The 14310-nt window shown below is 64.3% G+C and carries 18 protein-coding genes; 7 read left to right on the forward strand and 11 right to left on the reverse strand.

The window, feature by feature from the left end; all coding sequences use genetic code 11:
• Positions 1–89 precede the first annotated feature (89 nt).
• From DL899_RS14375 to DL899_RS14405, 8 genes are all read right to left on the reverse strand, one after another.
• Positions 90–575 carry a hypothetical protein gene (locus DL899_RS14375; RefSeq protein ID WP_111735061.1) on the reverse strand — a complete coding sequence of 162 codons (486 nt, stop codon included), beginning with the start codon at positions 573–575 and terminating at the stop codon, positions 90–92.
• A 281-nt stretch (positions 576–856) separates the two neighbouring features.
• Positions 857–1207, reverse strand: coding sequence for a hypothetical protein (locus DL899_RS14380; protein ID WP_162685589.1), 351 nt, complete (start codon positions 1205–1207; stop codon positions 857–859).
• Positions 1208–1257: 50 nt separating this feature from the next.
• Entirely contained in the window at positions 1258–1458 is a 201-nt protein-coding gene (locus tag DL899_RS14385; protein ID WP_111735063.1) for a hypothetical protein, read from the reverse strand.
• The gene (locus DL899_RS14390) at positions 1448–1729 is read right to left on the reverse strand and encodes a hypothetical protein (RefSeq protein ID WP_111735064.1); all 282 of its coding nucleotides are present in this window, start codon (positions 1727–1729) and stop codon (positions 1448–1450) included. Before DL899_RS14390 ends, DL899_RS14385 begins: the two co-directional genes overlap by 11 nt.
• Positions 1722–1970, reverse strand: a complete 249-nt coding sequence (locus tag DL899_RS19435) for a hypothetical protein (RefSeq protein ID WP_162685590.1) — start codon at positions 1968–1970, stop codon at positions 1722–1724. Before DL899_RS19435 ends, DL899_RS14390 begins: the two co-directional genes overlap by 8 nt.
• The gene (locus DL899_RS14395; RefSeq protein WP_111735065.1) at positions 1967–2464 is read right to left on the reverse strand and encodes a hypothetical protein; all 498 of its coding nucleotides are present in this window, start codon (positions 2462–2464) and stop codon (positions 1967–1969) included. Before DL899_RS14395 ends, DL899_RS19435 begins: the two co-directional genes overlap by 4 nt.
• Entirely contained in the window at positions 2461–2859 is a 399-nt protein-coding gene (locus tag DL899_RS14400) for a hypothetical protein (protein ID WP_162685591.1), read from the reverse strand. Before DL899_RS14400 ends, DL899_RS14395 begins: the two co-directional genes overlap by 4 nt.
• Before the next feature lie 379 nt (positions 2860–3238).
• The gene (locus DL899_RS14405; protein ID WP_111735067.1) at positions 3239–4324 is read right to left on the reverse strand and encodes a site-specific integrase; all 1086 of its coding nucleotides are present in this window, start codon (positions 4322–4324) and stop codon (positions 3239–3241) included.
• Between the two features lie 100 nt (positions 4325–4424).
• Here DL899_RS14405 and dusA point away from each other — a divergent pair, with 100 nt between their 5' ends.
• Complete coding sequence (gene dusA, locus DL899_RS14410; RefSeq protein ID WP_111735068.1) at positions 4425–5438, forward strand: tRNA dihydrouridine(20/20a) synthase DusA; 1014 nt, start codon at positions 4425–4427, stop codon at positions 5436–5438.
• A gap of 60 nt (positions 5439–5498) precedes the next feature.
• The gene (locus DL899_RS14415; protein WP_111735122.1) at positions 5499–6323 is read left to right on the forward strand and encodes a sulfite exporter TauE/SafE family protein; all 825 of its coding nucleotides are present in this window, start codon (positions 5499–5501) and stop codon (positions 6321–6323) included.
• Positions 6324–6419: 96 nt separating this feature from the next.
• On the opposite strand, the gene DL899_RS14420 is transcribed toward DL899_RS14415, so the two are convergent.
• From DL899_RS14420 to ccmI, 3 genes are read right to left on the reverse strand one after another with little or no spacing between them, the layout of a single operon-like run.
• A complete protein-coding gene (locus tag DL899_RS14420; protein ID WP_111735069.1) occupies positions 6420–6656 on the reverse strand; it encodes a DUF1289 domain-containing protein in 237 nt (78 codons plus the stop codon).
• Positions 6653–7129: a Holliday junction resolvase RuvX gene (ruvX, locus tag DL899_RS14425; RefSeq protein WP_111735070.1), complete on the reverse strand. Its 477-nt coding sequence runs from the start codon at positions 7127–7129 to the stop codon at positions 6653–6655. The genes DL899_RS14420 and ruvX overlap by 4 nt, the downstream gene beginning before the upstream one ends.
• A complete protein-coding gene (gene ccmI, locus DL899_RS14430; protein ID WP_111735071.1) occupies positions 7126–8358 on the reverse strand; it encodes a c-type cytochrome biogenesis protein CcmI in 1233 nt (410 codons plus the stop codon). The genes ruvX and ccmI overlap by 4 nt, the downstream gene beginning before the upstream one ends.
• 222 nt (positions 8359–8580) lie before the next feature.
• Here ccmI and DL899_RS14435 point away from each other — a divergent pair, with 222 nt between their 5' ends.
• The 5 genes from DL899_RS14435 (at position 8581) to DL899_RS14455 (ending at position 14212) form a co-directional block, all read left to right on the forward strand.
• A complete protein-coding gene (locus tag DL899_RS14435) occupies positions 8581–9825 on the forward strand; it encodes a sarcosine oxidase subunit beta family protein (RefSeq protein ID WP_111735072.1) in 1245 nt (414 codons plus the stop codon).
• Positions 9826–10006: 181 nt separating this feature from the next.
• Positions 10007–10216, forward strand: a complete 210-nt coding sequence (locus DL899_RS14440) for a hypothetical protein (RefSeq protein ID WP_111735073.1) — start codon at positions 10007–10009, stop codon at positions 10214–10216.
• Positions 10217–10324: 108 nt separating this feature from the next.
• Entirely contained in the window at positions 10325–10654 is a 330-nt protein-coding gene (locus tag DL899_RS14445; RefSeq protein ID WP_111735123.1) for a sarcosine oxidase subunit delta, read from the forward strand.
• A complete protein-coding gene (locus DL899_RS14450) occupies positions 10651–13665 on the forward strand; it encodes a sarcosine oxidase subunit alpha family protein (RefSeq protein ID WP_111735074.1) in 3015 nt (1004 codons plus the stop codon). The genes DL899_RS14445 and DL899_RS14450 overlap by 4 nt, the downstream gene beginning before the upstream one ends.
• Positions 13658–14212, forward strand: coding sequence for a sarcosine oxidase subunit gamma (locus DL899_RS14455; RefSeq protein WP_111735075.1), 555 nt, complete (start codon positions 13658–13660; stop codon positions 14210–14212). The genes DL899_RS14450 and DL899_RS14455 overlap by 8 nt, the downstream gene beginning before the upstream one ends.
• The last annotated feature ends 98 nt before the right edge of the window (positions 14213–14310 follow it).

Below are 14310 nucleotides of genomic sequence, written 5' to 3' on the forward strand. Positions count from 1 at the left end.
GGCCCTTGGCGGCAGACCACCCGCCGTGGTCTATTGGCAGAGAAATGAAACAACCAACCCCGATCAGCAGATGCAAAGAGTAGCTTGAATTACGCCAGATCCTGTCCAACCGATGGGGAGTAGCTCACCGGTACGCGCTTTCGTCGCCCCCGGAAGACAGGCCTGTCCTCTGCCTTCGCTGCCAGATCGGCCAGCTTGTCGAGGTGCGCGTCACGTTCTTCGGCATAGGCCGCGCAGTCTTCGATATATGCGTCGATCTTGTTTTCGATCAGCATTTCCAGTTCGCTATCTACCGTGGCAATAGCTGCGGCACACATATGATGAATCTGGTCCTCGGAGTCTGCGACGTACTGAAATTCATCGAAGACCTCGCGCGGCAACGGACAGCCAGTCAATTGCCACACGGCATTTTGGGCGCTCGCAAAGCCAGCCCAATATTCATAGCTGAGGTCGGTAACCTTCCCGGCGAGGTGGCGCAGCCGTTCGGCGGTGGTCAGCGTCAGCGGATGCAGCGCCAAATTTGCCATTTCATCGGTCAGCCGGAGCAACCGGCCTTCGCGTTCTTCGTTTTCCATTCTCAATCCTTCCGTTTTTGGTGGTAGTGACGTCCATTTAAGTGGGGTGGATGCGGGAGTCAAATTTATGATTTTGTTAGAAAAAATCACATCTGAACGCTCGGAAAAATGGCATTCTCTGGAAAATGTCACATCCCATGACAGGGCGTCCGGTGCGTCACCTTCACTTGCGTCAATTCGGCTTAGGGTCAGCGCTTGTGACACCCATTGCCTAAAAATTAGGCGAATGGGAAATGTCACATCCTGAAGAATCGGCTGTCTCTGATTTGGAAACGGACTGTTTAGGCATGATCGAACAGAATATCCGTCATCTCTTCCGCGAACACCTCGGGAAAAGTATAGGCGTCGGGGCGAGTGTCCCCCTTTCCAATGGCCCACTGCTCAGGCATCCGCCGGAATCCGGCGCGGCGCAGGACCGCACGGGCGAGTCGGGGTCCGAGTGCATCGGACAGCCATTCGAAGCTGAGGCGCATCCCGCGACCACCGCCCCGGCGGGCAAGCGTGGTGATCTTGTCCGCCAGTTCCTGCACAAGGTCGTCATCAAAGGTGGGCAAGCGCCCATTCTGGAAAGTCTGCATGTGTATCTCCATTGCAGTGGTGATGATTAGGGCAGACGGCGGCAATTCTTCCACGAGAACCCCCCGCTATGTGCGGGGTGCCGCCGTCTGTTCTTTGGAGGGGCTTAGCCCAGCCCCTCGCGTTCAAGCTGTTGGCTCACGCTGCGCTCTACGGCCCCAAGGTTCTTAAAGAACGCCTCTTCGCCAAGGCGGTGGCGGGCTGACGCCCAGAGGGCGTTGCGGCGATGCATCCTTTCACGGGCAACAAGGTACTTGGCCGCGTCGAAGGTCGCGGGGGTGTTTCGCTGGATAAAGCTACGCCGCATCGCGCTGTTCCCCTTCGCGGGCTTCCAGCATCGCCTGCACTTCCAGTTCCAGCCGCTGGCGTTCCTCTTCGTGCATCTCGGGCGTCCAATATTCGCGCGCTGCATGGGCACGTGCCCAGTGCTGCTTGCGCTCAAATGACCGCTTCTTTGCGGCGGCGCGTTCTGCCTTGGGCAGATGCTTAAAATCGCCGCTGGTATCGAACGGCTCGGCGTATCCGAATCGAGGTTCTTCGAGCACGGTTCCGGAATCGTTCATGGGATCGTCAGACATTCCCTCCTCCCTTGGCCACGGCCTTCGCGCGCAAGTCATTGCGCCGACGGTCGGACAAGGTCGCCCCCGGCGCGGGTTCTTCGCCGGTGAAATGGCGCACTACTGCAAGATACGCCGCTGGGGTCAGAACATGACCACTTGGAAGGTACTTGTACCCATTTTCAACGGCGTGAAAGACGCCCCAAAATGCCCCACTGTGGTGGGTCTGAATCTCTTCGATTACATCATCAACATTGGTCATTCGATCAGTCCCCAACGGCGCGCCAGTGAGAGCCTTTCGGAGGGGTCGGAAATGTCCTTCAGAGCTTCGAGTCGCTCATTGCGGGAACGCTCATCCTCTTCCGGCGGCGGCGTCGCGATTCCAAGCTCGCGAGCTTCGGACAAACGGCGCGCGGCATGAGATACGCAGTTCGAATGGTGAACATCATCCTTGCCCCGGTTCACATCCGCGACAGCCGCTGCCCGTGCCTCTTCATCGCCCTCGGAAATCGCCTTCTTGCGGGCGGCGGTGGACAGCGCGGGCAGGTTCAGAAGCTCCGCCGCGTATTCGTCTTCATCCAGAGGCGCGCCAAGCGCGGCGATGCGGGCCGAACGAAGGTTCAGCACGTCATCTGCTTCAAGCGTAACGCCGTGCTGCGCAGCTTCGGTGACGGTGCGCTCTACCAGAGCGGCCCAGCGGTCGCGGACGGCCTCAGAGCCTTCCACAATGTTCAAAAAATTGGTGTAGTCGGTCATGCCGCTTCCTTCATAGTGGTGTGATACTGGTCAAGGGTGCCTTCGTTCGAAGCGACCGCGAAAGCGGGGGCGATACCGTCAACGTCCGGGGCTTCCCCACCACGCAGAACCCACGCCAGAACCGGCGGGCAGAGCGCGAAAAGCTGGCGCAACGGGGTCAGGTTCCGAACGATGGTCGGGCTGCACAGGCGGCTGTTCGCCACTGCCACGACGAAAGAATTCTGGGCGGTCCGAAGGCGGTTGCGCATGGCCTCAGTCGGAAGCCATTCAGCAAATTCCAGCGCCATGGGTAGCGCTTCAGCTTCAACGTAGAGGTCGCGCCCGTGAAGGTCCTTCGCGGCCTGTGCCAGAGCCTCAGCGGCCCCTGCATCCACTTCCTTGCCCTTCAAGGTCATTACGGCCCCAGCAAGCGGGAAGTGCTTCCGTCCCCGTCCGCGCGTCGGGATGCGAAACGGGACGTCCGCGAGACGCCGACCCGCCGTGGCGGTGCTTACGCCGGTTGCGGCGCAGTAATCTTCGATCTTTATATACAATGCTCTTCCTCATTTTCTGGGAGATTTTGTTGCCCGCAAATTAGGGGTTGACATTTCTATATAACGAATTCCTAAAACTGTCACGAATCGGCGCAAAAACGGGTCACGGAATGCAAATGGACGGCAGAGCCGTCCCGCTGACGCGGGGGCCATAGGAAGGACAAAGCCCCGCCAAATCGGCGGGGGCGGGGCAGTGTGTTTGCGGCACTGATGAATGCCCGCGTTTAGCGGGCGGGGGCGGCTAGGTAACTTCTTTGATCCACCGCCAGTTTTCGTACTTGTCGCCCCGCTTCTTGATTTGCGTGTAACGCTTCATGCTGGTCCACGACTTGTGGCCTGTAACTGACGCCGCGAGTGGCACCGTGTACCCTAGTTCAAACAGGCGCGATGTTCCTTCGTGGCGCAGGTCGTGGAAGTGAAGGTCTTCAATTCCCAAGAATTGACAAGCCCGCGTGAAGCGGGTGCTGACGCTATCACTGTGAAAGGGAAAGATGCGCTCTTCTACGCGTGGCATAGCGTCGATAATTGCGCAGCAAGGGTCCGGCAGTTCGCACCAAATGTCATTTCCCTTCTTCTGGCCGGGGTTCTTCATGTCCCGGACCAGAACCCGCTGGTGCTCCGGTTCGTAATCTTCCCAAGTGATCCTGCAAATCTCAGCCTGACGGCGCGCGCTGAATATCGCGAAGGCGCACAATACATGCATTGGCGTGACGCGCGGGTCCGCCGCTGACGCGGCGTAAAAATGTTCCATGAGGCGATTCATTTCATCTAAGGTCGGGCGGCGGGTCCGCTTATTGCTCTTGCTGGTGAGGCCATGCCGTGTGCAGACGCGCTGGGCGTCCTTCATGGCCTGTTCGTCCAGCGGATACCCCCACAGGGGGCGGGCGTCCGCGAAGACGGCGGAAAGGTGCGAAAGGTAGTTCAGTGCGGTTGCCGGGGAAGACAGGTCTGGGCGTTTGTGCAGTTCCCGGACAAAGGTAACAATGTCGGGGGACTCAATTTTGTCACAGGGCATATCCGCGATGTCATATTCCGTTCGGATGGTGCGCAGTACCTGCGCCTTGGTCTTCCCGATTTCAGACATGGACTCGGCGATATACCTGTCTATGGCGTCGCCCAAAGTCACCTTCTTTGCGCCCCGCCTCTGCACCTTCCGTCCGGCGGCAATGTCGTCGTCTATTTCTTTCTCTCGCTTCTTGGCCCATGCTTCGGCGGTCTTGCGTTTGTCAAAGGTACGCGCTTCCTGATATGGGGGATTTCGGCGTACAATCTGAGCCGTCACGCTGGTCTTGCCGCTCTTCAATGTTCGTTCGCGAAAGGTGGCCATTCTCGTATGACTCCGGGTTGCTTCGTATGACTCTGAGTCATACAGGATGCAAAAAAAGGCGTAAATGGGTCAAAATGAGCAAGAATGGTATGACTCCAATATGGAAGAAAATGTAGCAAAAACAGATATTTCAAGAGCTTCACGGCTATCTATCGCCCCGATGATGGATTGGACCGATCGGCATTGCCGGTTCCTGCATCGCCAGTTCTCGCGCAACGTGCTGCTTTATACCGAGATGGTGACCGCCCCGGCGCTGGTGCGGGGGGGCGCGCTGTATCTGTTGGAACATTCCCCCGCCGAGCACCCTGTTGCGCTGCAACTTGGCGGGTCGGACCCGGATGAGCTGGCGCAGGCGGCCCGGCTGGGGGCCGAGGCGGGGTATGACGAGATCAACCTCAATGTCGGCTGCCCCTCGGACCGGGTGCAGTCGGGCACCTTTGGCGCGGTGCTGATGAAAGAGCCGGCGCTGGTGGCCGACTGCTGTGCGGCGATGATCGCGGCGCAGCCGCGCGAGGTGACGGTCAAGTGTCGTATCGGGGTCGATGACCAGGACCCCGAAACCGTGCTGCCCGATTTCCTGGACCGCTTCCGGCAGGCTGGCGTGACCCGCGTGATCATCCATGCCCGCAAGGCGTGGCTGCAGGGGCTGAGCCCCAAGGAAAACCGCGATGTTCCGCCGCTCGATTACGACATCGTGCACAAGGTGAAGGCGCGGTTTGGCGATCTGCACATCTCGGTCAATGGCGGCATCGCCACGCTGGAGGATGCACGCGCGCAGCTTGCAGCCGGGCTTGACGGGGTAATGGTGGGGCGGGCGGCCTATTACAACCCGGCTGCCATCCTGGGTCCGGCCGATCGGGTGATCTATGGCGATGACGTGCCCGACCGGCGGGCAGAGGACGTGGTGCGCGCGATGCTGCCCTATATCGAGGCGCATCTGGCGGCGGGCGGGCGGCTGCACCAGGTGGCGCGGCACATGCTGGGGCTCTTTGCCGGGCGTTCGGGCGCGCGGGGCTGGCGGCGGGTCTTGTCGGAGGGAGCGACGCGCCCCGGCGCGGGGCCCGAACTGGTCGAGGCGGCGCTGACGCAAGTGGCCGGCGTGCAGGTGGGCTGAGGTGCTTTCCTCGCGCATCATGCCGGTGTAAGCCTGCCCCGGCGACCAGAGGAAATGCCCATGCCCGACACCTCCCTTCTTTGGCAAATGTTGATCCTGCTGATGGCCATCGGCGGCTTTGCCGGCGTGCTGGCCGGGCTGTTGGGGGTGGGCGGCGGCATCGTTCTGGTGCCGGCCTTTTTCTATGCCTTTAAGACGTTGGGCTATGACGGCCCGCAACTGATGCAGATCTGCCTGGCGACGTCGCTGGCGACGATCATCGTCACCTCGGTGCGTTCGGTCATCAGCCATCACGCCAAGGGGGCGGTGGACTGGTCGATCCTCAGGACATGGGCGCCGGGCATCGCGGTGGGCGCTGTGTTGGGCGTGCTGGTGGCGTCGTCGCTGCGCTCGGGCGTGTTGCAGGGGGTGTTCGGCGGCGTGGGCATCGTCATCGGGCTTTACCTGGCGCTGGGGCGGGCGGAATGGCGGCTGGGCGAAGAGATGCCCGGCGGCCTGACGCGGGCGCTGATGTCGCCGGTGGTGGGGTTCCTGTCGGTGCTGATGGGTATCGGCGGCGGCAGTTTCGGCGTCCCGCTGATGAGCCTTTACGGCCTACCCATTCACCGGGCGGTGGCCACCGCTGCGGGCTTTGGCGTGACCATCGCGGTGCCATCGGTGATCGGGTTTCTGTTTCTGACCATTGCGCCCGAACACCGCCCGCCGCTGACGCTGGGGGCGGTCAACCTGCCGGCATTTGCGGTGATCATCACCATGACGCTGCTGACCGCGCCGCTGGGGGTGCGGCTGGCGCATGCGATGAACCCGCGGCCACTGCGGCGCGTCTTTGCGGTGTTCCTGCTGTTGGTGGCGGGCAACATGCTGCGCAAGGCGCTGGGATGGTAGAGGGGGTGTTGGCGCGGGGCTGGGCAACTTTCCCGGCCGCGCCGCCGTTGCCGGGTATTTGTAACCAAAAAGAAGCAGGCAGAGGGGTGTGCCCGGTCAGCCCCTCGCCAGCCTCGCCGCGCGCCCGCCCCGGCGTTTTTTCAACAGCGAGGCGCGGCCCGGAAGTTCAGCCATGACCTGTTGACGTTCCTCGCGTGTCATCCTTGACCAGCGCGAGATTTCATCGGTGGTGCGGTAGCAGCCGGTGCAGATGCGCGCTTCGGGATGCACCACGCAGACGCGAATGCAGGGGCTGTCGGTTTCCGGGCGGGTCCAGACGGGCGTGTCGTTCACGGCTCTGTCCTCAGATGTTGCAACCGGTCGAGGGCTCCTTGCAGAATATACGCCGCCGCGACCGCGTCGATAACCTCTTTGCGACGCTTCCGGGTCAAATCGGCCTCCAACAGTGCCCTTTCGGCCGCGACCGTCGACAATCGTTCGTCCCAGAACCCGATCGGCAGCTCGGTCAGCTTGGCGAGGTTGCGGGCGAATGCGCGTACTGACTGGCAGCGCGGCCCCTCTGACCCGTCCATGTTGCGCGGCAGGCCCAGGATGATGCCTGCCGCGGCGCGATCCTCGGCGATGGCCAGGATCCGGGCGGCGTCGGCGGCAAAGCGGGTGCGGCGGATGGTTTCGACCGCCCCGGCCGAGGACAGCAGCGCGTCCGAGACCGCGACGCCCACCGTCTTTTCCCCCGGGTCGAGCCCGATCAGCGGACGCATCGGCGCCAGCGCGGCGGCAAAGGCGGCGATGTCGTCGTGGATCATTCGATCAGCCCGGCGCGGCGCGCGGCCTGCGCGAGGATCTCCAGGTCGTCCTCTTGCCCGGCAAAGGCGGATTGCGCCGCGTCCCAGGCGGCCTGCGCCTGTTCGGGCTGACCCAGAACGCCGTAGGCGGCAATGAGGCGGGCCCATTCGGCTGCGCTGCCGCCCCCGTCGTTGAGGCGCGTGGCAAGCCCCTCGACCATGCCGCGGATCATTTCGGTGCGTTCGGCATCGGTCATGTCGCCGGCGGCCTCCAGCGCTGTGGCGTCGGGGCCGGGGGCCGCGTCATCAAGCGGCGGCAGCTGGTATTCGACGCCGGCGCGCCAGGCGACCTCTTCTATCTGGCTGCGGATCAGCGGCACCCAGGGCGCGTCGGGGCGGCTGTCGCTCAGCAGTTTTTCCCAGGTGCGGAATGCGGCGTCGGGGCGGTCGACCTGCATCAGGTAAAGCCCCAGGTAATAGCGCGCGCGCGGCTCGCTCGGGTCGCGTTCCAGCGCGGACCGGATCGCGGCCTCGGCCTCTTGCGAGACATAGCCGCGGGCGGCCGACACCATCAGGTCGGCCAGCAGGCCGTATTCCCAGGCTTGCGCGTTGTCGCCCTCGATTTCGATCACATGGGCCTGGGCGGTGTGTGCGGCGGTGTAGTTGCCCAGCGCGGCCTCGTTGCGCACCAGCAGGCGCAGACCGCGCAGGTCGTCGGGGTGTTTCGCCACTGCCTCGCGCAGGCGGTCGACCAGGGCGAGGTATTCCTCGCCGGCCTCGGGGGGCGGGGCAGGGGCGGCGGTCGCGCTCGTCTCTGCGTCGGCCTGGCTCAGCCGGTCGGTACGCGCGGCGTCAGAGGCCGCCAGCCTTTGCGAGATCGGCAGATCGCGATAGCCGGGCGCGCCGATGCGGTTGTAAAGCAGCCCGGCGCCAAGCGTCAGCCCCGCCACGGCCAGCCCCGCCACGGCCCAGCCGGCGGCGCGCGGCTGACCGCCGGTTTCGCCGGCGGCGCGCAGCTTGGCGTCGGCGGCCAGGATGCGGCGCGATATTTCGGTGCGCAGGCGCTCGGCCTCTTCGGCATCGACGATGCCGCGGGCGCGGTCGCGATCGACTTCGCGCAGCTGGTCGCGGTAGACCTGCAGGTCATAGGCGGCGGGCGCGGCGTCGCCGGTGCGGCGCGCCATGGCCGCGCGTGCCAGAACGGCGCCGCAGACCAGCGCAAGGACGATGACGGTAATCCAGAACAGCATGGCGTCTCCGTTGGCTTTGCCTCATGTAGCGGCGCGCCGCCCCGATAGAAAGGGGCAAGTGGTCACAATCCGGCAGGCTGTCAGGTGTCGCGGGCGGCATGATCACGCGTGTCGCAATTTTCATGTTTTTTGCCGCGCAGGGCATCTTATGCGCGGTCGGGATGGCGCATTACACTGGGCAGCACTGCCAGACCCGCGAATCCATGAGCCTTGGGGATGTCCATGAAACGCTATTCCGCCTTTGCCGTCGCCCGCGAAGCCCTGCGGTATCACCTTGGCTGGGAACGCGCCTGGGCCAGCCCAGAGCCGCGCCGCAAATACGACATCATCATCATCGGTGCCGGCGGGCACGGCCTGGCCACGGCCTATTACCTGGGCAAGAACCACGGCATCACCAATGTGGCGATCCTGGAAAAGGGTTGGCTGGGCGGTGGCAACACCGGGCGCAACACCACCATCATCCGCTCGAATTACCTGCAGGATCCGTCCGCCGCGATCTATGAAAAGGCCCGCTCTCTCTATGAGAGCATGAGCCAGGACCTGAACTTCAACGTCATGTTCAGCCCCCGCGGCGTGATCATGCTGGCCCAGACCGAACACGAGGTGCGCGGCTACAAGCGCACCGCGCAGGCCAACGCCCTGCAAGGCGTGACGACCGAGTTCATATCGCCTGCGCGGGTCAAGGAGATCGTGCCGATCATCAACCTGGACGGTCCGCGCTATCCGGTCCTCGGCGGGCTGTCGCAGGCGCGCGGCGGCACTGCCCGGCACGACGCGGTGGCCTGGGGCTATGCTCGTGCTTGCTCTGCGATGGGCATGCACGTCATCCAGAAATGCGAGGTCACGGGCATCCGGTCGGAAAACGGCAATGTCACCGGCGTGGCCACCAACCGCGGCGACATCGACTGTGACAAGCTGGGTATCGTGGTGGCGGGGCATTCCGGCCACCTGGCCGACATGGCGGGCTTTCGCCTGCCGATCGAAAGCGTGGCCTTGCAGGCGCTGGTCAGCGAGCCGATCAAGCCCTGCATGGACTGCGTCGTCATGGCCAACACGGTGCACGGCTACATGAGCCAGTCGGACAAGGGCGAAATGGTGATCGGCGGCGGTGCGGACGGGTTCAACAACTTTACCCAGCGCGGCAGTTTTCACCATATCGAGGAAACCGTGCGCGCGTTGTGCGAGACCTTCCCGATGATCCAGCGGCTCAAGATGCTGCGGCAATGGGGCGGCATCGTCGACATGACCGGCGACCGCTCGCCCATCCTGTCAAAGACGCCGCTTGGCAACTGCTTCATCAACTGCGGCTGGGGCACCGGCGGGTTCAAGGCGATCCCCGGCTCCGGCTGGGGATTTGCCGAGCTGATGGCGCGGGGGCAGTCGCCGCTGTGCGATGCCTTCTCGCTCGACCGGTTCCGCGAAGGCCGCTTCATCGACGAATCCGTGGCCGCCGGGGTGGCGCACTGATGGCACCCGACCGGATGATCCTTTCGGGGCGCGGCAGGACCCCGCTGAAGGCGGATATCGGCCTACGCGACCCCGGCCGTTTCGCGGGGTTTGGCCGGTTTGCCTTGGGGAAATCCGCCGAGCCTTTCCAGCCCGTCCCCGCGCCCGCATCCTGTGTGACAGCCACACAGGAGGAATTCAGATGGCCCACGAATGGCGCAAATCGCGCGACATGCCGGACTTTACCCGCAACGGCAATGAAACTGGCGGCGGGCGGCTGGTCTGGCTGCTTGTCGTTCTCGCCGTTCTCGGCGGGCTGGTCCTTGCCAGCACCTTCGTTCTGTCGCCCCTGCCGACCGGTGGTGATGACGGAACTGTGCGCATCCCCGCGCCGGCCATGTCCGGCGACTGAGACACTGACAACGGCAAGAAAGGGCGGGCGCCGCGCGGCGCCCGCCCTTTGCCTGCCCGGCCACCGGGCCACCCCCCGAAATGCAACCCCCACCAGATGGAGACGCGCATGCTGATCCTCGAATGTCCCTATTGCGGCGTCAAAGGCGAAGAGACAGAGTTCGCCCCCGGTGGCGAGGCGCATCTCAAGCGGTTCGGCCCCGGTTCGTCCGAGGACGATTTCAACGCCTATCTTTTCCGCAAGGAAAACCCCAAGGGTGTGCATTTCGAACGCTGGCGCCACGCCCATGGCTGCGGCAAGTGGTTTCACGCCGCGCGCTGTACCATGACGCTGGAGGTTTTCGGAACCTACCCGGCACAGACCACCGAACCGCCGCAGGATATCCGTGACCGGATCACCGCCAAACGGCCTGGCTGGAGCTGGAGGGAGTTATCATGAGCACGCGCCTTTCCCGTGGCGGGCGGCTTTTGAACCGCGACCGCCAGATCGGTTTCACCTTCAACGGCAAGCATCTGCACGGGGTCGAGGGCGATACGCTGGCCTCGGCATTGCTGGCCAACGACCAGATGATGATCGGCCGGTCGTTCAAATATCACCGCCCGCGCGGGGTGGTCGCCTCGGGCGCCGAGGAGCCGAACGCGCTGTTCAACATGGGCAAGGGCGCGCGGTTCGAGCCCAACCAGCGCGCCACCACGACCGAGCTATTCGACGGGCTGGAGGCCGAAAGCCAGAACCACTGGCCAAGCCTGGAATTCGACATCGGCGCGGTGAACAACAAGCTGGCCCGGTTCCTGCCGGCGGGGTTCTATTACAAGACATTCATCAGCCCGCGGCCATTCTGGAAACACATCTACGAGCCCTTCATCCGCCAGTCGGCGGGGCTGGGCCGGGCGCCCAAGGACCGCGATCAGGACCGCTATGAACATTTCTACGCGTTCTTCGACGTGGTGGTGATCGGTGGCGGTATCGCCGGGCTGACCGCCGCGCGCGCTGCGGGCGAGGCCGGGGCCAGGGTGCTGGTGATGGAACAGACCCCGCACTGGGGCGGACGCGCGCCCGTTGATGGTGGCGACGTGGGCGGCGAGCCTGTGGATAAGTTCGTGGATGATTCTCTATCTGCGCTGGCTGCAATGGAAAATGTCACCCTTCGCAACAGGCTGATGGGCGTGGGCGTCTATGATCACGGCTATGTTCTGGGGTACGAGCAGGTGCGTGATCACACCCCCGGCGTACCGGGGCCGCGCCACCGGTTGTGGCGTATCCGCGCCGGCCAGATAGTGACCGCGACAGGGGCCATCGAGCGCCCTCTCAGCTTTGCCGGCAACGATGTGCCGGGGGTGATGCTGGCCTCGGCCGTGCGGGATTATGCCGTGAATTTCGGGGTTTCCCTGGGCGACAGGACTGTTGTCGTGACCAACAACGACGATGCCTACCGCACCGCGATAACCCTGAAAAACCTCGGGCTGGAGGTGCCGGCGATCCTGGATGCGCGGGCATTGGGCGGCGGCGCGCTGGCGGATGAGGCGCGCGCGCTGGGAATTCGCGTGGAGACCGGTAAGGGCGTGGCTAAGGTCAAGGGCGGCCGCCGGGTCGAGGCCGTGTGCGTCTGTTCGCAGGCCGGCGAAGGCGCGGTGCTGGAAGAGATCAAGTGCGACGCGGTGGCGATGTCCGGCGGCTGGTCGCCGGTGGTGCACCTGTGGTCCCATTGCGGCGGCAAGCTGGTCTGGGACGAGGCACTGGCACATTTCCGCCCGGATGTGGACAAGTCTCCGACCGGGGCCGACGGAAAGCCGTTCGTCATCGCCGCCGGGGCCGCCAATGGCGCGCTCAACCTGGCCTCGGGCCTGGCCGATGCACATGCCGCCGGGCAGGCCGCGGCGGCGGCCACGGGCCACAAACCCAAGGCCAGATCGGCAGCCCCCAAGGCCGCCAGCGCCGACGAGGCGCCGATTGCGGCGGTCTGGCTGATGCCGCAGGGCGCCAAGGTGCAGTTGCGGATGAAGTCCTGGCTGGATTTCCAGAACGACGTCAAGGTCAGCGACATCCAGCTTGCTGCGCGCGAGGGCTATGCCAGCGTCGAACACGCCAAACGCTATACCACGCTGGGCATGGCGACAGACCAGGGCAAGCTGAGCAACATCAACGGTCTGGCGATCCTGTCCGACGCGCTGGGCCAGCCCATCCCGCAGACCGGCACGACCACCTTCCGCCCGCCCTACACGCCGATTTCGATGGCCTCGATCGCCGGGCAGGCGCGCGGGCCGCTGTTTCAGCCGGTGCGCAAGACGCCGATGCATGCGTGGCACGAGGCCAACGACGCCGATTTCGAACCGGTGGGCCAATGGCGCCGCCCCTATACCTATCGCCGCGGGCAGGAGAGCCGCGAAGAGGCGGTGAACCGCGAAATCCGGCAGGTGCGAGACAGCGTCGGCCTGCTCGACGCCTCGACACTGGGCAAGATCATCGTCAAGGGGCCGGATGCGGGGCGGTTCCTCGACATGCTTTACACCAACATGATGTCGACGCTGAAACCGGGCCGCTGCCGTTACGGGCTGATGTGCAACGAGAACGGGTTCCTGATGGATGACGGCGTCGTGGTGCGGCTGGACGAGGATACCTTCCTTTGTCACACCACCACCGGCGGGGCCGAGAACATCCATGGCCACATGGAAGAATGGCTGCAGACAGAGTGGTGGGACTGGAAGGTCTATGTCGCCAATGTCACCGAGCAGTTCGCGCAGGTGGCCGTGGCCGGCCCTAATGCCCGCAAGGTGCTGGAAAAGCTGACCGATGATGACATCAGCGCCGATGGGCTGAGCTTTATGGGTTGCAAGGACATCACCGTCGCCGGTATCCGGGCGCGGGCCTATCGCATCTCGTTCACCGGCGAGCTGTCGTTCGAACTGGCGGTGCCGGCGGGGCAGGGACGGGCGCTGTGGGACGCGCTGCTGGAGGCCGGCAGTGATTTTGGGGTCATGCTCTACGGCACCGAGGCGATGCACGTCATGCGGGCCGAAAAGGGCTTTATCATGATCGGGGACGAGACAGACGGCACCGTGATCCCGCAGGATCTGGGGCTGGACTGGGCGATCTCGAAAAAGAAAGAAGACTATATCGGCAAGCGCGCGCAGCAGCGCAGCCACATGACCGACCCCAACCGGTGGAAGCTGGTCGGGCTGGAAACGCTTGATGGCGGGGTGCTGCCCGATGGAGCCTATGCCACCGCCGAGGGCGTGAACGCCAATGGCCAGCGCAACGTGCAGGGGCGCGTGACCTCGACCTATCATTCGCCCACGCTGGGGCGTGGCATCGCCATGGGGCTGGTGCTGAACGGCCCCGGCCGGATGGGCGAAGTGCTGGAGTTCGCGCACGTGGACGGCACCGTGATGCAGGCCCGGATCGTCGATCCGGTGTTCTATGACAAGGACGGGGAGAAGCAGAATGTCTGAGGCACAAAGCGCACTGCCCGTCACCGTCCGCGAAGCCGGGCCTTGCGGCATGATCACCCTGCGCGGCGACCTGGGCGCGCCGGCGCTTGCCAAGGCTGTCAAGGCCGCTGCCGGGGTGGCCATGCCGGGGCGGCGAGAGGTCGCGCATGCCGATGGTTCGTCGGTGGCGTGGATGTCGCCCGACGAGTTGCTGGTGATGACCGATCCCGGCAATGTGGACGCGGCGCTGGCCGCCATCGACGCCGCGCTGAAGGGTGCGCATTACCTGGCCGTCGACGTGTCTGACGCGCGGGCCGTGTTCGATGTCACCGGCCAGCCCGGCGCGGTGCGCGAGGTGATTGCCAAGCTCTGCCCGGTGGACATGACCCCTGACGCATTCGCGCCCGGCCAGATCCGGCGCACGCGCATGGGGCAGGTCGCGGCGGCGTTCTGGATGGTGGATGAGGGCACCGTTCGGGTGGTCTGTTTCCGTTCGGTCGCCGAGTATGTTCATGGCCTCTTGCAGGATGCGGGCCTGCCCGGCGGCGAGGTCGGCATCTTCGGCTGACGGGGCCGCGCAAAACCCCAGCGGGGCGGAAAAGGCGAGCGATTTACTCTTGATTTCCCCCCTCGTCGGTTACCATGTAGGGCATATCGGTTTTGAAA

This window comes from Roseovarius amoyensis (assembly GCF_003260265.1).
Taxonomy (GTDB): Bacteria; Pseudomonadota; Alphaproteobacteria; order Rhodobacterales; family Rhodobacteraceae; genus Roseovarius; species Roseovarius amoyensis.